The organism is Rahnella bruchi (assembly GCF_003614975.1).
In the GTDB taxonomy this organism is placed as follows: Bacteria; Pseudomonadota; Gammaproteobacteria; order Enterobacterales; family Enterobacteriaceae; genus Rahnella; species Rahnella bruchi.
On record NZ_QZWI01000001.1, the window covers coordinates 447,057 to 462,139 of the forward strand.

General features: G+C 57.1%; 14 protein-coding genes. 13 read left to right on the forward strand and 1 reads right to left on the reverse strand.

Going from position 1 to position 15,083, the window contains the following annotated elements; translation table 11 throughout:
- The first annotated feature begins 18 nt into the window (after positions 1 to 18).
- The 13 genes from rutC to D5398_RS02240 all read left to right on the forward strand — a co-directional run bounded on the left by rutC (position 19) and on the right by D5398_RS02240 (position 14,419).
- The gene (gene rutC / locus D5398_RS02180; protein ID WP_120506141.1) at positions 19 to 405 is read left to right on the forward strand and encodes a pyrimidine utilization protein C; all 387 of its coding nucleotides are present in this window, start codon (positions 19 to 21) and stop codon (positions 403 to 405) included.
- 38 nt (positions 406 to 443) lie between these two features.
- A complete protein-coding gene (gene rutD, locus D5398_RS02185; RefSeq protein ID WP_120506142.1) occupies positions 444 to 1,256 on the forward strand; it encodes a pyrimidine utilization protein D in 813 nt (270 codons plus the stop codon).
- A 22-nt stretch (positions 1,257 to 1,278) separates the two neighbouring features.
- Positions 1,279 to 1,833 (forward strand): NADH-dependent FMN reductase RutF, encoded by a 555-nt coding sequence (rutF, locus tag D5398_RS02190; RefSeq protein ID WP_120506143.1) that lies wholly within the window; start codon positions 1,279 to 1,281, stop codon positions 1,831 to 1,833.
- Positions 1,834 to 1,858: 25 nt separating this feature from the next.
- A complete protein-coding gene (gene rutG, locus D5398_RS02195) occupies positions 1,859 to 3,208 on the forward strand; it encodes a pyrimidine utilization transport protein G (RefSeq protein ID WP_120133623.1) in 1,350 nt (449 codons plus the stop codon).
- Positions 3,209 to 3,463: 255 nt separating this feature from the next.
- Positions 3,464 to 5,104, forward strand: coding sequence for a TIGR04028 family ABC transporter substrate-binding protein (locus tag D5398_RS02200; protein ID WP_120506144.1), 1,641 nt, complete (start codon positions 3,464 to 3,466; stop codon positions 5,102 to 5,104).
- 18 nt (positions 5,105 to 5,122) lie between these two features.
- Entirely contained in the window at positions 5,123 to 6,082 is a 960-nt protein-coding gene (locus D5398_RS02205) for an ABC transporter permease (RefSeq protein ID WP_120506145.1), read from the forward strand.
- Positions 6,079 to 6,942 carry an ABC transporter permease gene (locus D5398_RS02210; RefSeq protein ID WP_120506146.1) on the forward strand — a complete coding sequence of 288 codons (864 nt, stop codon included), beginning with the start codon at positions 6,079 to 6,081 and terminating at the stop codon, positions 6,940 to 6,942. The genes D5398_RS02205 and D5398_RS02210 overlap by 4 nt, the downstream gene beginning before the upstream one ends.
- Complete coding sequence (locus tag D5398_RS02215; RefSeq protein ID WP_120506147.1) at positions 6,939 to 8,558, forward strand: dipeptide ABC transporter ATP-binding protein; 1,620 nt, start codon at positions 6,939 to 6,941, stop codon at positions 8,556 to 8,558. The genes D5398_RS02210 and D5398_RS02215 overlap by 4 nt, the downstream gene beginning before the upstream one ends.
- A 32-nt stretch (positions 8,559 to 8,590) precedes the next feature.
- Positions 8,591 to 9,652, forward strand: a complete 1,062-nt coding sequence (locus D5398_RS02220) for a putative FMN-dependent luciferase-like monooxygenase (RefSeq protein WP_120506148.1) — start codon at positions 8,591 to 8,593, stop codon at positions 9,650 to 9,652.
- Positions 9,649 to 10,758, forward strand: a complete 1,110-nt coding sequence (locus D5398_RS02225; RefSeq protein ID WP_120506149.1) for an alkylhydroperoxidase domain protein — start codon at positions 9,649 to 9,651, stop codon at positions 10,756 to 10,758. The genes D5398_RS02220 and D5398_RS02225 overlap by 4 nt, the downstream gene beginning before the upstream one ends.
- Positions 10,751 to 11,611 carry a VOC family protein gene (locus D5398_RS02230; RefSeq protein ID WP_120506150.1) on the forward strand — a complete coding sequence of 287 codons (861 nt, stop codon included), beginning with the start codon at positions 10,751 to 10,753 and terminating at the stop codon, positions 11,609 to 11,611. Before D5398_RS02225 ends, D5398_RS02230 begins: the two co-directional genes overlap by 8 nt.
- A gap of 319 nt (positions 11,612 to 11,930) precedes the next feature.
- The gene (locus tag D5398_RS02235; RefSeq protein ID WP_120506151.1) at positions 11,931 to 13,412 is read left to right on the forward strand and encodes a sugar ABC transporter ATP-binding protein; all 1,482 of its coding nucleotides are present in this window, start codon (positions 11,931 to 11,933) and stop codon (positions 13,410 to 13,412) included.
- Between the two features lie 8 nt (positions 13,413 to 13,420).
- Positions 13,421 to 14,419 (forward strand): ABC transporter permease, encoded by a 999-nt coding sequence (locus D5398_RS02240; RefSeq protein ID WP_415838527.1) that lies wholly within the window; start codon positions 13,421 to 13,423, stop codon positions 14,417 to 14,419.
- A gap of 119 nt (positions 14,420 to 14,538) precedes the next feature.
- Here D5398_RS02240 and D5398_RS02245 read toward each other — a convergent pair whose 3' ends face one another.
- Positions 14,539 to 15,075 carry a GNAT family N-acetyltransferase gene (locus D5398_RS02245; protein ID WP_120506153.1) on the reverse strand — a complete coding sequence of 179 codons (537 nt, stop codon included), beginning with the start codon at positions 15,073 to 15,075 and terminating at the stop codon, positions 14,539 to 14,541.
- Positions 15,076 to 15,083 lie beyond the last annotated feature (8 nt).

Genomic DNA, 15,083 nt, shown 5'->3' on the forward strand with positions numbered 1-15,083 from the left:
TGAAAAGGGAAATAAACTATGCCTAAAAGTGCCATTATTCCGGCTGGCAGCGGCGTTCCGCTGGCACCTTTTGTTCCGGGTACTCTCGCCGATGGCGTGGTGTACGTTTCCGGTACCCTGCCGTTTGATAAAGACAATAACGTCGTGCATGTCGGCGATGCCGCCGCACAAACCCGTCATGTGCTGGAGATCATCAAAAACGTGATAGAAACCGCGGGCGGCACAATGGATGACGTCACCATGAACTCGATTTTCATCACTGACTGGGCGAACTACAGCGCAGTGAATCAGGTTTATGCCGAATACTTTCCGGGCGAAAAACCCGCGCGATTCTGTATTCAGTGCGGTCTGGTGAAACCGGATGCGCTGATCGAAATCGCCTCCATTGCCCACATCGGCAAATAAAGCCTTTATACCCTGTCTGAACGCCCTGAGGGGGCAGCATGTATTACAAAGTATTGGGGAAGCAAAATGCTGATGCACAAACCGTGGTGCTCTCATCCGGGCTCGGTGGTTCCGGCGGCTTCTGGCAGCCGCAACTGGCGATGCTCGCAGAACATTTTCGCGTAGTCGTTTACGACCAGCACGGCACCGGCGTCAGTCAGGGCACGGTGCCCGCCGGTTACCGGATGGAAGACATGGCCGACGAACTGGCGGGCATGCTCAACGAACTGGATATCAGCCGCTGTCATCTGGTCGGCCACGCACTCGGGGGCATTATCGGCCTGCATCTGGCCCTGCGTTATCCGGCGTTGTTGCAAAGTCTGGTGGTCATTAACGGCTGGTCGAAGCTCGACAGCCAGACGCGCCGCTGCTTTGAAGTGCGGCAAAATCTGCTGCTCAACAGCGGCGTCGATGCCTACGTTCAGGCGCAGCCATTGTTTCTGTATCCGGCTGACTGGCTTTCCGAAAACGACGCCTTATTGCAGGAAGAGCGCCAGCATCAGGTGGCGCATTTTCAGGGGATGGAAAACCTGCTGCACCGCTTACAGGCGCTGATGGATTCTGATCTGACCGCCAGCCTCGTGCAGGTCATTGCACCGACGCTGGCGTTCAGCTGTAAGGATGATTTGCTGGTGCCGTGGCCGCGTTCAGTCGATCTCGCGTCCCGCCTGCCTCACGGCGAGCACGCCCAAATGCTGTACGGCGGTCATGCCATGAGCGTGACTGACCCGGAAACCTTTAACCCGATTTTACTGGACTGGCTGCTGCGGCATTCATCGCAACCTTCTGCCGCAGCAGCCAGTCAGTACTGATAACACCGCTGAGGACCCGACCATGCAAACAACCCTGAATGCCACACTGCCCGCGACCGACGTGCCCGTTGTTGAAAAACAGGTTGCCGTTGAAAAACAAGAGTATCGCGATGCGATGGCGCACCTCGGTTCCGCTGTCAACATCATCACCACCGACGGTCCCGGCGGACGCGCGGGTTTCACTGCCTCGGCGGTGTGCAGCGTCACCGATACTCCGCCAACGCTGCTGGTATGTCTGAACCGCTCGGCATCGGTGCATGCGGCCTTTACGCAGAATCAGGTACTGTGCGTTAACACGCTGGCCGATTGTCATGAGTCGCTGTCCAATTTATTCGGCGGAAAAACGCCGATGGAACAACGCTTTGAAGCCGCTGAGTGGGCGCGCCTCGCCACCGGCTCGCCGATCCTCACTAATGCACTGGTGTCGTTTGACTGCAAAATCACGCAGATCACCAGCGTCGGCACCCACGACATATTGTTTTGTGAAGCCGTCGCGTTACAACGCAACGACGACCGCCACGGACTGGTGTATTTCGAGCGGCGCTATCACCCATTGATGCGTCAGACAGCCTGTTAATTCAACCTGATTAGGGACTTACAGCATGGCAAATACCTCCTGGTTTCCACAATGGCGTAAAAGAGAAGGCAATCTGGATGGCGCGGTGATCGCGCCGGATGAACGGCTGCCGTTAGGTTCGACGGTGATCATGGGGCTGCAACATACGGTGGCAATGTTTGGTGCCACCGTTTTAATGCCATTGCTGATGGGTTTTGACGCCAACATGGCAATCCTGATGTCAGGCATCGGCACCCTTCTGTTCTTCCTGGTGGTCGGCGGACGCGTGCCGAGTTATCTCGGTTCCAGCGCCGCGTTTGTCGGGCTGGTGATCGCGGTGACCGGTTACAGCGGCCACGGGGCGAATCCGAATATCGGCGTGGCGCTGGGCGGGATTATTGCCTGTGGCGTGATTTATACGCTGATTGGTTTTGTGGTGATGGCGGTCGGTACGCGCTGGATTGAACGCCTGATGCCGCCGGTAGTGACGGGTGCGGTGGTGATGGCAATCGGCCTCAATCTGGCACCGATTGCGATTAACAGCGTGTCGGCGTCTTCATTCGACAGCTGGATGGCGGTGATGACCGTGCTGTGCATCGGCTCGGTGGCGGTATTCACCCGCGGTCTGGTGCAACGCCTGTTGCTGTTGCTCGGGCTGGTGGCGGCATATCTGATATATATGGTGATCACCAACGGCCTCGGGCTGGGTGCGCCGGTGGATTTCTCCGCTGTGGCGCAGGCACCGTGGTTTGGCGTACCGACCATTACCACGCCGGTATTCAGCTCTCACGCCATGCTGATGATTGCACCAGTGGCAGTGATCCTGGTGGCAGAAAACCTCGGCCACATTAAAGCGGTCGCGGGTATGACCGGCAAAAATCTCGACCCTTACATGGGGCGTGCATTTGTCGGTGACGGTCTGGCGACCTTACTTTCCGCCTCGGCGGGCGGTACCGGCGTCACCACTTATGCTGAAAACATCGGCGTGATGGCGGTAACCAAAATTTACTCCACACTGATTTTTGTCGCGGCGGCGATTGTTGCCATTGTGTTGGGCTTCTCGCCCAAATTTGGTGCACTGATCCACACCATTCCGGGGCCGGTACTCGGTGGCGCGTCAATTGTGGTGTTCGGCCTCATTGCCGTGGCCGGTGCCCGCATCTGGGTACAAAATCAGGTGGATCTGGGACTTAACGGCAATCTCATTATGGTGGCAGTCACGCTGGTACTGGGCGCAGGCAACTTTACCCTGAGTCTGGGCGGCTTCAGCATGGGCGGTATCGGCACGGCGACCTTCGGCGCAATTTTACTGAATGCTTTCCTCAGCCGCAGCAAACAGGCAAAAACGCAGCCTGAAATAAAAACTGGCACAGAAGCTGCATTAAAAGATCACTGACGACCTCAGTTTCTCCTTAGCTCATCATTTTTGATGATCGCCAGCGGTTATCCGGTCCACCCGTCCGGATTAGCCGCTGGTTTTTTTCTTTCTGTCTCCCGCACATTTTCCCTAATGCCGTTTCCAGCTAACGATTGCAAAATTCCTTCGTTCACCTCCCCCTTAAATTGGTTTGTTATGGGCTCAGCACTTTGGTTCTAAGAACGCCAGAGTCATTCACCTGCAACCATGCCAGATAAGAAAAAGGGTTTAACGATGAAGAACATTCGCCGGATTAACGCGGTTACCCGCGCACTGGCTTTAGGGGCACTTCTCACCAGCACGTTTTGCGCTATCGCCGCCGATGGCACACCGGTTCAGGGCGGCACCCTGATATACCTTGAGCAACAGGCACACACCAACCTGTATCCGCCTGCGGGTGGCTTCTACCCGAACGGCGGCATTCTCAATCAGATCACCGACAAACTGACTTACCAGAATCCGAAGACGCTGGAAGTCGAACCCTGGATCGCCCAATCCTGGTCGTTCAACGCCGACAAAACCGAGTACACATTCAAACTGCGACCGGGCGTGACTTTCTCCGACGGCACGCCGCTGGATGCCAACGCGGTGGCCAAAAACTTTGATACCTACGGCCTGGGCAACAAAGAGCACCATCTGCCGGTATCCGAAGTCATCAACAATTACGACCACAGCGAAGTGGTTGATCCGCTGACCGTGAAGTTTTATTTCAAAAAATCCTCGCCGGGCTTCCTGCAAGGCACCGCTACTATTGGTTCCGGACTGGTGTCGCTGAGTACGCTGGCGCGCAATTTTGATGCGCTGGGCGACGCCACGCACATCATCGGTTCCGGCCCCTTTGTGGTCAGCAAGGAAACGCTTGGCCGCGAAGTCGACCTGACCGCGCGTAAGGATTACAACTGGGGGCCGAAAAACCTCAAACAGCAGGGTCGCGCCAATCTCGACGGCATCAAGGTGATCGTGACCGGCGAAGACAGCGTGCGTATCGGCGCGCTGCTGGCGGGTCAGGCAGATTTCATCCGTCAGGTTCAGGCCTATGACGAGAAACAGGCCAAAGACCAGAACTTCCCGATTTATGCCGCACCGACCAAAGGCGTCAACGACAGCATTTCGTTCCGCCCGGACAACGCGCTGGTGTCAGATTTAAAAGTCCGTCAGGCGCTGCTGCACGCCACCAACAGTAAACAGGTGGTGGATACGCTGTTCTCACCCAACTATCCGCAGGCCACGTCGGTGATTGCCAAAACTGCCGCCGGTTATGTCGACCTGAGCAACAAATTGACTTACGACCCGACGCTTTCCAAAAAGCTGCTCGATGAAGCGGGCTGGAAACCAGGTCCGAACGGCATCCGGCAAAAAGACGGCAAAACGCTGTCGCTGACCATCTATGAATCCCTGCCACAGCCGCAGAACAAAGAAGTGTTGCAGCTGGTTTCCCAGCAATGGAGTCAGGTCGGCGCGAAGCTGAATATTCTGGCGGGCGATGCGGGCAGCCGTGTGGCGGATAACCTTGATCCGCAGAAAACCCCGGCAAACGTAGTGGAAGTCGGACGCGCCGATCCGGACGTCATCAAAAGCTCCTTCTACCCGACCAACCGCGATGCGCTTCTGCAAAAAGGCGGACTGAGCAGCAAGGTGAAAAGCTTCCGTGACGACAAACTTAACGACCTGCTGACCGCGATTTCTGCCGAAGTGGATCCGAAAAAACGTCTGGCACTGACCGGCGACGTGCAGAACTACCTGCTCGATCAGGCGTATGTCATTCCTATTTTCGAAGAACCGCAGGTATTTGCCGGTGCGCCGTATTTCAAAGGCGTGAGCTTTGAAGCGGTCGGGCGTCCAAGCTTCTACGGCGCATGGCTGGAAAAGCATTAACAGACGGGGGAGTAAATCATGAGCCGATACGTTAGCGGTCGATTCGGGCAGGCTGTGCTGGTGTTGTGGGCGGCGTTTACCGTCTCTTTCATCCTGCTGCAGGTGCTGCCCGGCGACGCGATTCTGATTAAATTCCAGAACCCGGATATGGGATTAAGCCCGGCGCAAATCGCCGATATGCGTGCCGCGTACGGCGCGGATGTGCCGGTCTGGCAACAATATCTGCACACGCTGGGCAATTTCCTGCGCGGGGATCTGGGCTATTCGATTCAGGCTGGCGTACCGGTGACTGAATTACTCAGCAGCAACTTCCCGCCGACGCTGCGTCTGGCGCTGTTCGGTTTTGCACTGGCCGCCGTGGTGGCCTTTGCGCTGGCGTTTCTCTCCAGCCTGCTGCATTTCGGTTGGCTGAAGAACACCTTACAGGCGGTGCCGTCGCTGTTTATTTCTATTCCGACATTCTGGCTGGGTATCGCACTGATTCAGTTCTTTTCGTTCCATCTTCGCTGGATCCCGGTGATTAATCCGGGTGAATGGGTCGGGCTGATTTTGCCGATTATTACGCTGGCGGTACCGATTTCCGCCCCACTGGCGCAGATCCTTATCCGCAGCATTGATCAGGTGCAAACCCAGCCGTTCGTCGCCGTCGCCCGTGCGAAAGGTGCCAGCCGCAGCGGCGTATTGTGGCGTCATGTGGCGCGTAACGCCCTGCTTCCGGCGCTGACCATTGCCGGTTTGCTGTTTGGCGAACTGATTGCCGGGGCGCTTATCACCGAAACGGTGTTCGGTCTTAACGGCCTCGGACAACTGACCCAGCAGGCGGTAAATAATCAGGATGTCGCGGTGCTTCAGGCGATTGTGGTGATTTCCGCCGCCGCGTTTGTCGCCATCAACTTACTGGTCGATTTGCTTTATCCGCTGCTCGATCCGCGTCTTAAAGCATCTGCTTCTAAAAACTCACGGGGAGCCACCGCATGAGCAGCTTACCGCTTGGCAAAAGCACGCTTTCATTACCGCTCACACAGCGTCGCCGCTGGAAACCCGCCCGGTTGCAACCGGGATTGATCCTCGCGTGGCTGGTGATGACAACCGTTATTTTGTGGGCGATTGCCCCCGGTTTATTCACTGATTACAGCGGCACTGAAGGGATTGCCGGTGCACAGCGTCTGGCTCCGCAGGCCGGACACTGGCTGGGTACGGATCAGCTTGGCCGCGATGTGTACGCGCGCATTGTCTACGGCGCGTCGCATTCCCTTTCCGGCGCGCTGGTCGCCGTAGCGCTTGGTCTGATCTTTGGCACTGCGTTAGGCCTGGCGGCCGGTGCCAGCGGCGGTCTGGTGGATGCCGTCGTCATGCGCATCAACGACGTATTGCTGTCAATTCCCGGTCTGCTGCTGTCGCTGAGCGTGATTATTTTACTCGGTTTCGGCACGGTTCACGCCGCGATTGCCGTCGGTGTCACTTCCGTCGCCAACTTCGCCCGTCTGGCGCGCGCCGAAGTGGTGCTGGTGCGTCACAGCGATTACGTCGAAGCGGCGTACGGCAGCGGCGGATCTTTTCTGTCGATTTTGTGGCGGCATATTTTGCCCAACTCGCTGACGTCGGTGATCGCCTTCTCGGCATTGCAGTTCGGCAGCGCCATTCTCGCCATTTCCACCCTGAGTTTTCTCGGTTACGGCACACCGCCGCCGACGCCGGAATGGGGTCTGCTGATCGCCGAAGGCCGTAATTACATTTCGACCGCCTGGTGGCTGACCACTTTCCCCGGCGTGGTCGTGGTTTTAGTGGTGCTTTCCGCCAACCGCATCAGCCAGTCATTACGCAGGAGAACGCGATGAACGCACAGGCCACTTTTACGCATGACGCTCCGCCGGTTCTCGAACTGGAAAACGTGTCGATCGCCTACGACGGTAAGCCGGTAGTGCATAACGTATCGTTTTCGATTAACTCCGGTGAAGTGCTGGCGCTTGTCGGTGAATCCGGCTCGGGGAAAACCACCACCGCGCAGGCGATCATCGGTTTACTGGCGGAGAACGGCCATATCGAACAGGGCGAAATTCGCCTGAATGGTACCGACATCAGCCAGTGGTCGCAGCGCCGTCTCGATGCCCTGCGCGGCGCACGCATCAGCCTGATACCGCAGGATCCGACCAGTTCTCTGGATCCGGTCAAAACCATCGGTTCGCAGGTTGCAGAAATTCTGGATATCCATCAGCGTCTGCCGCGTGCGCAGCGCGATGCCCGCGTGGTGGAATTGCTTTCCCGCGTCGGGCTTTCGCATCCGGAACAGCGGGCGAAACAGTATCCGCACGAGCTTTCCGGCGGCATGAAACAGCGTGTATTAATCGCCATTGCGATTGCCCTGCAACCGGCGTTGATCATCGCTGATGAACCGACCAGTGCGCTGGATGTCACGGTGCAAAAACGCATTCTGGATTTGATCGACGAACTGCGCCGGGAGTTTGGCACCGCGGTTTTGCTGGTCACGCATGACCTGGCGATTGCCGCCGAACGCGCCGACCGGCTGCTGGTGTTCCGTCACGGCAAGGTGCAGGAGCAAGGCGTGACAGCCGAAGTACTGAGTGCGCCGAAAAGTGATTACACCCGCCAGCTGTTCGCCGATGTCCCTGCCCTTTCTGGCCGCCACCGCGCGCAGCTTCGTGCGGCACAGGATCCGGTGCTGGTGGTCGAAAACATCACGCATGATTTTACACTGGGCGGCAAAAATCAGGCCGCGTTCCGGGCGGTCGATAATGTCTCTTTCAGCATTTTGCGCGGCACCACGCATTCTCTGGTCGGCGAATCCGGCTCCGGTAAAACCACGCTGGCGCGCATTCTGCTCGGTTTTCAGAAACCAGACAGCGGACGCGTGCTGATCGACGGCGAAGACATTACGCGCCTCAAAGGCGAGCCGCTGCGCCAGCTGCGCAAGAAAATCCAGCTGGTGTATCAGAATCCTTTCGCCTCGCTGGATCCGTCGCAAACGCTGTTCAAAGTGATTGAAGAACCGCTGCTTAATTTCGAAAAAATCCCGCCTGACGTGCGCCGTGAACGCGTGCTGGATATCGCCCGCCGCGTGGCGCTGCCGGAAGAATTACTCAGCCGCAAACCGCGCGAACTGTCCGGCGGACAACGCCAGCGTGTGGCGATTGCGCGTGCGCTGATTTTAGAGCCGAAAGTGCTGATCCTTGATGAAGCGACGTCGGCGCTCGACGTCACCGTGCAGGCGCAAATCCTGACGCTGCTTGCGCAGTTACAGGATTCGCTAGGCCTGACTTATTTGTTTATCTCGCACGATCTGGCGACCGTCCGGCAAATATCGCACAGCGTCTCGGTGTTAAATCGTGGACAGCAGGTGGATTCCGGCAATGTGGAAGACGTTTTCGCTCTGCCTTCCAGCGATTACACCCGTCAGCTTATCGATGCGATCCCAGGCCGCCACCGCGCTGCCTGACTCAGCACATGAAAAAAGAAAAGAGGGACATTATGAGCAGTAAACGTCTTGGATTTTTCACCCGCCTGCTGGACAACACCAGCGCGCAGGAACGTTACCGGCTGGCGACCGAGCAAATCATTCACGCCGAACAGTTAGGTTTTGATTCCGCCTGGGTCGCGCAGCACCATTTTCACGAAGCCGAAGGCGGCCTGCCTGCACCGCTGGTTTTCCTCGCTCAGGTGGCGGCGCATACGCGCTTTATCCGCCTCGGCACCGGCGTTATCACGCTGCCGATGGAAAATGCATTACGCGTCGCCGAAGATACCGCCGTGCTGGATTTGCTTTCCGGCGGGCGTCTTGAAATCGGTTTAGGTTCTGGTGGTACGCCGACATCATTCCCGCCGTTCGGGCTGGAAAGTCAGGATCGCGGCAAAGCCTTTGGCAACAATCTGCAAACCCTGCTCACCGCCTGGCGCGGCGAACCGCTGGCAGGCACCGACAACCGGTTATATCCGGCGGCACCGCAGCTGGCGAACCGTGTGTGGCAGGCGACTTTCTCGGTAGACGGCGGCGCGCGTGCGGGTAAATCCGGCGACGGCCTGATGCTTTCGCGCACCCAGCCACGTCCGGCAGATGCGCCTGATTTGCGTCTTGATGAACTGCAAAATCCGATTATTGATGCTTATCTGGATGCCCTGCCGGAAGGCGTTGCGCCACGCATCATGGGGTCGCGCACCGCATTTGTGACCGAAAACGGCGATGAAGCGCGTGAACTGGCGCAAAAAGGCTTACGCCGTCAGGCTGAAAACCACCGTGCCAGCGGGCAGATTGTGAAAGGCGATACGCTGGACGATTACATCTGCGCCTTCGACGTGCATCTCGGTACGCCAGCGCAGGTGACTGCAACCTTGCGGGCCGATACCGCATTAGCCCGCGTCACCGATCTGGCGTTTCAGGTGCATTCCATCGATCCGCCGCACCCGTATATTTTACGCTCCATCGAACTGATCGCCCGTCACGTTGCCCCCGCGCTCGGCTGGGTTCGCCGCACGCCGCAACGCCATGTTTCTTCCTCCTCCGCTGATTCCTCATTTTCAAGGGAAGCCCTATGACTACCTACTCGACCGACCTGCTGGAAAAACTGGCTGACATTGCCCCAGACTCGGCACTGAAACAGGCACGCGAAACCCGCGACGCCGCGACCCGTCACGCGCAGGGCAGCTACGACGCGCTGTTTACCGAACAGGATGGCGTGGATTTTTCTCTGGCTGAACGCCTGCGGCTGGCGCAAAACGTCGCGCGCTGGCACGGTGATTCGCAGCTGACCAATCACTATTCCGAACGATTGCAGGATTTACCGGATATCGACGAAACAGCCCGTCTCGACGCGGCGCTGACGCACGGTGAGCGTCTGAGTTTCAAACCCGCCAGCGCGACGCCTGCGCACTTGCAGGCGCTGAAAAAAGCCGGCTGGTCGGCGGACGCGATTGTCACGCTGTCGCAACTGATCGCATTCGTCAGCTTCCAGAGCCGCGTGCTGCGCAGTTACCGGCTGATTGGCGGCAAACCGGTGGAGAATGGCAGCAATAAACCGGTGGGTGCCGCTTTCTGGCGCACCGAACCGAACACCCACAGTGGCCGCGATGCGCCGCAGGCGTTCACTCAGGAGGAACTCGGCTGGGAGCCTTGGATCCCGGCGAAAAAACTGGAAGAATTTGATGAAGCGCAGCAGGCAATTCTGGCGAAATTCGGCCATACGGATTCTGATTATTTCCGCCTGTTAGGCCGTAATCTGCCGGTTCTCGAACAGCGTACGCTAACCGATAAAGGGATTTTCTACACCTCCGGCGGTCTGCCGCGCAAAGAGCGCGAACTGGCCGCGACCGTTGCCAGCAAAATTAACGGCTGTATTTACTGCGCGTCGGTGCATTCGCGCAAAGCCAGCCAGCTGTCGAAACAAACAGAGGATGTTCAGCGCCTGATCGACACCCCGCCGGGCGGCATTCTGAGCAAAGAACAGTCCCCGCGCTGGCAGGCCGAAATTGATTTCGCCGCCGCGCTTTCTGCCACCCCGCCGGTGGCCACGCAGCAGCACATTGCGACGCTTCGCGAGCAGGGTTTAGACGAGCTTGAGATTGTCGATCTGGCGCAGTCCGCGGCCTTTTTCGCCTGGGCTAACCGTCTGATGTTAACGCTGGGAGAACCGTTTAATGACTGATGTACAGAGTTCGCAAAAACCGGTTCCGCAGCTTGATCATGTGGTGATTAACGTCGCCGAACAGCTGAATCATGCCGAACAGCAATTCCGCCGCCTGGGTTTTCATCTCACGCCTCGCGGGCATCATTCGCTGGGGTCCAGTAATCATCTGGCGATTTTTGGTGAAAATTATCTGGAGCTGCTTGGCTATGAACCGGGCAACGCCCACACCCGAAAAGACCTCTGGCAGGCACCGCTCGGCCTGACCGGTCTGGTGTGGAAAACGCAGAATTCATCGGCGGTTTACGAGCATTTGCAACAGCAAAATATTGCAGGTTCCGCACCGGCAGAATTCTTCCGACCGGTAGAGCTGAACGACGGCACATCGCCGAATGCCCGTTTTCGTACCGTACCGCTGGCCGCCAGCCGCGTGCCGAATGGCCGCAGTTTCTTCTGTCATCACCTGACGCCGGAACTGGTGTGGCGCAACGAATGGCAGCGCCACCCGAACGCCGTCGCCGATATCACCGGTTTTGTGATTTCAGCCGTAAATCCGCAGGACGCCGCTCAGGTGTATGCCGAATTATTCGGTGCCAGCGCATTAGCCATATCCCCTCAGGAAGTGACATTGCGCGCAGGCCGCGCCACAGTGCGGTTCGTGACGCCTGAGCAGGCAACAGCGGAATTCGACACCGTACCGGAAGGTGAAAACGGCAGCGCCCGCATGATCGGGTTGGAATTTGCGACCCGGTCGCTGGAGGCAGTGCGTAATAGCTTGCGGGTGGGGGAGATCACGTTTAATGACTCTGACGGTCCGGTTTTAGTTCGGGCGGCCGATGCGCTGGGAGTGGCGATAAGGTTTATTGAAGAATAAGATCTCGTTTTCTCCTCCCCTGCGAAGGGATAGCCGGGAGGGGGTTTTAAGTATTAACGCAAATGCCTGCGCGTTAACTTAACCAACTGATTTATCTTTAATAGCCCACCCCAGCCCTCCCCTGCGCAGGGGTGGGCGCGGATCGAGTTTTCGCTTGAGACTTTAGATCTTTTCGCTCTTAGTTATCACTTTTATTTTGTTGCTTAAATTCCCTGATATGTTAAAACTCTGCTACCGCAAGTCGTAGACGGCTAAACGTCTAAATCCCCATCCGTCTATTTAATAAGGCCAACGTCCAGTGACCACCTCCCTCCTTGAGATGCGCGATATCTCGATTTCATTTGCCGGTTTCCCTGCCCTGCGCCAGGTGGATTTCACGCTGCAAGGCGGATCCGTTCACGCGTTAGTCGGGGCGAACGGTGCGGGGAAATCGACGCTGATGGCGGTGCTTTCGGGCACGCATGATCATTACACCGGCCAGATACATATCGACGGTGAAGCGGTGAATATCCGCCTGCCGCATCATGCCCGCGAGCACGGTATTCACCTGGTGCAGCAGGAGGTGGACGTCGCACTGGTGCCGACGCTCAACGTTGCCGAAAACATCATGCTCGACCGCCTTTCGGAGCCGGGCCATCTGCATAACTGGCCGCAGCTGTACCGTCAGGCGCAACTGCTGACTGAACAGCTCGGGCTGAACATCAACCTGCGGGCGCGAATCGAAAGCTGCACGCTGGCCGAGAAGCAGCTGATTTTACTGGCACGTGCGTTATCGCACAAATGTCGGTTCCTGATCCTTGATGAACCGACCGCCCCGCTCGATCAGGCGGAAAGCGCGCGTCTTTTCGCACTGGTACGCAAGCTGAAAGCCGCCGGAATGGCGATTGTGTTTATCTCGCACCGTATTCATGAACTTCGCGATATCTGTGACCGCATGACGGTGCTGCGCGACGGACGTCTGGTCAGCGATGACAGTATGGACGGCCTGAGCAACGAGCACATTATCGAGAAGATGATTGGCCATCAGCTTGATGATATTTATCCGCCGCGCCGCCCGCCACACAGCGGTGAAACGCTGCTGAGCATTCACGGCATGCACGATAAAGACAAACTACGCGATATCTCGCTACGTCTGCATCGCGGTGAAATTCTCGGCATTGCCGGGCTGGCAGGTGCCGGAAAAACCGAACTGTGCAAAGCGCTGTTTGGCGCGACGCCGAGTCAGGTGGAAAGCGGCGAGCTGAATGGTAAACCGTGGAAACCGAAAGAGCCGCACCTTTCTGTCGAACAGGGGCTGGCGTTGGTGCCGGAAGAACGACGTAAGGAAGGGATTTTCATTGATGAAAATATCCCGATGAACCTGAGCGTGACCGCAGATGACACCTTTTCGCGTTGGAGTATTTTCAATACGCGCCAGTCGCTGTCGTGGGCAAAAGACATTATCAGCCGCTTAGGCATTCGCGCCTCCGGGCCGATGCAGAAGCTGGCACGGCTTTCCGGTGGTAACCAGCAGAAGGTCGCTATCGGGAAATGGCTGCGCAGTGAGAGTCAGGTGTTGATTTTTGACGAACCGACCAAAGGCGTAGACATCAAGGCCAAAACGGACGTATTCAGGCTGATCGACGGCCTGGCGCAACATGGAAAAGGCATTATTTATGCTTCCGGTGAGTTCGCCGAACTGGTCGGTTTATGCGACCGCATTCTGGTGTTGTGGGATGGCCGCATTGTGGCTGAACTCGACGCCGCCAACGTCGACGAAGAAACCTTATTAGTCTATTCAACCGGAGGAACACCCGCGTGAACAAAGCCGTGGTGAGTAAAGAAAGCGTGCCCGCAGCGAGTCAGCCGTGGCGTCATCAGCTGTTCGAGTTTTTGTATAAATGGGGCATGTTACTGACCGTGGTATTGCTGATCGCCGGTTTTGGCGTGGCATCCGATAACTTCCTCGAACCGTCAAACATCATCAATATTCTGCGTTCGATTGCCATCGTGACGGTGATTGCCATCGGCGTTTCGATTTCTCTGGCAGTCGGCGGCTTTGATCTATCGGTCGGCTCAACGGCATCACTCGCCAATGCGCTGGTGATTTCGATGTTCGTCTGGCACGGTTTCGGCACCACCGAAGCCATCTTAATCACGCTCGCACTGTGTACCCTGGTCGGCCTGTTTAATGCCTTCCTGATCGTCATCCTGAAGATTCCAGACATGCTCGCCACCCTTGCCAGCCTGTTCGTGATTCAGGGCGCAGCGATGACTTACAGTTACGGTGGCTCGATCACTGAAAACATGCTCCTGCCAAGTGGTGACATGGCTGAAGGCACAGTGCCTGCGGTGTTCAGCCTGCTCGGTCAGGTGCCGGTGATTGTCATCGTGATGGCCGTTGTAACCCTTGTGGTGCAACTGTTTATGTCACTGACCAAACATGGCCGCCGCATGTATGCCATTGGTGGCAATCCGCTGGCTGCACGTCTGGCGGGGATCCGCACCGCGCGTTACCGCGTGATTGCGTATGTGATGTCGTCAGTGCTGGCCGGTGCAGGCGGTATTTTACTGGCATCACGCATCGGGTCTTCACAGGTCAATGCCGGTGGCGGCTATCTGATGGATGCCGTTGCCGCCGCCTATATCGGTTTCTCGCTGGCAGGTTCCGGCAAGCCAAATGCGCTGGGGACTTTGCTGGGCGCGGTGATTTTAGGCGTATTGTCCAACGGGCTGGTGATGCTGTCGGTGCCATATTACGCGATGGATATCATCAAAGGACTGGTGCTGGCGGTAGCGCTGGCGCTGACATATATTCAGAAGAGATAGCGGAGACCCCCGCTATATTTCGGTTTTTTTGAAGTCAACACCGTGGGCTCGCCGCCCACGAACTTGAATTTGAATTTGAGTTTGAAGTTAAAACCGCCTCTGATTCGGTCAAAATCAGATCACACCAGCACCTTATACATCACACTCGTCGATTCCAGCAGGCCGTCGGTCGACATGGCGTAATGCGGGATGGTCCCGCTCAGGGTGAAACCCAGACTCTCATACAGCGCCTGCGCCGGACTGCCGGTTACCGTATCGAGAACCAGCAGAGTTTTGCCTTCTTCGCGGGCCAGCGCTTCGACCGCGGTCATCAGCTGGCGGGCGATCCCTTTACGGCGGCCATCGGGGTGAACCATCAGTTTTACGACATCACCACGATGTATACCGTTGGCAGGCTGATCGACCACCAGTTGTACGGTACCGGTAATTTTCCCGGCTATGCGCGCTACCAGCAGACGTTTTTCGCCGCGCTCAAAGGCTGGCAGAAGTTTTTGCCAGAACGCCTGCGCCTGCACAAAACCAAAGGGTAAAATGAATCCGATACTCGCACCGAGTGCAACGGATTGCATCAGCGTTTCCGCCAGCGCATCCAGATCCGCAGCCGTCAGCACGCCGCTCTGCACTTCGCTTATCACCAACTCATTGTTGTTTTGCATGCCAATTA

Excerpts from the sequence above, each read along its gene's own strand:
- D5398_RS02215 (WP_120506147.1), top strand. The coding sequence starts at position 6,939 with ATGAACGCACAGGCCACTTTTACGCATGACGCTCCGCCGGTTCTCGAA.
- D5398_RS02205 (WP_120506145.1), top strand. The coding sequence starts at position 5,123 with ATGAGCCGATACGTTAGCGGTCGATTCGGGCAGGCTGTGCTGGTGTTG.
- rutD (WP_120506142.1), top strand. The coding sequence starts at position 444 with ATGTATTACAAAGTATTGGGGAAGCAAAATGCTGATGCACAAACCGTG.
- rutC (WP_120506141.1), top strand. The coding sequence starts at position 19 with ATGCCTAAAAGTGCCATTATTCCGGCTGGCAGCGGCGTTCCGCTGGCA.
- D5398_RS02200 (WP_120506144.1), top strand. The coding sequence starts at position 3,464 with ATGAAGAACATTCGCCGGATTAACGCGGTTACCCGCGCACTGGCTTTA.
- D5398_RS02245 (WP_120506153.1), bottom strand. The coding sequence starts at position 15,075 with ATGCAAAACAACAATGAGTTGGTGATAAGCGAAGTGCAGAGCGGCGTG.
- D5398_RS02210 (WP_120506146.1), top strand. The coding sequence starts at position 6,079 with ATGAGCAGCTTACCGCTTGGCAAAAGCACGCTTTCATTACCGCTCACA.
- D5398_RS02220 (WP_120506148.1), top strand. The coding sequence starts at position 8,591 with ATGAGCAGTAAACGTCTTGGATTTTTCACCCGCCTGCTGGACAACACC.
- rutF (WP_120506143.1), top strand. The coding sequence starts at position 1,279 with ATGCAAACAACCCTGAATGCCACACTGCCCGCGACCGACGTGCCCGTT.
- D5398_RS02230 (WP_120506150.1), top strand. The coding sequence starts at position 10,751 with ATGACTGATGTACAGAGTTCGCAAAAACCGGTTCCGCAGCTTGATCAT.
- rutG (WP_120133623.1), top strand. The coding sequence starts at position 1,859 with ATGGCAAATACCTCCTGGTTTCCACAATGGCGTAAAAGAGAAGGCAAT.
- D5398_RS02225 (WP_120506149.1), top strand. The coding sequence starts at position 9,649 with ATGACTACCTACTCGACCGACCTGCTGGAAAAACTGGCTGACATTGCC.
- D5398_RS02235 (WP_120506151.1), top strand. The coding sequence starts at position 11,931 with ATGCGCGATATCTCGATTTCATTTGCCGGTTTCCCTGCCCTGCGCCAG.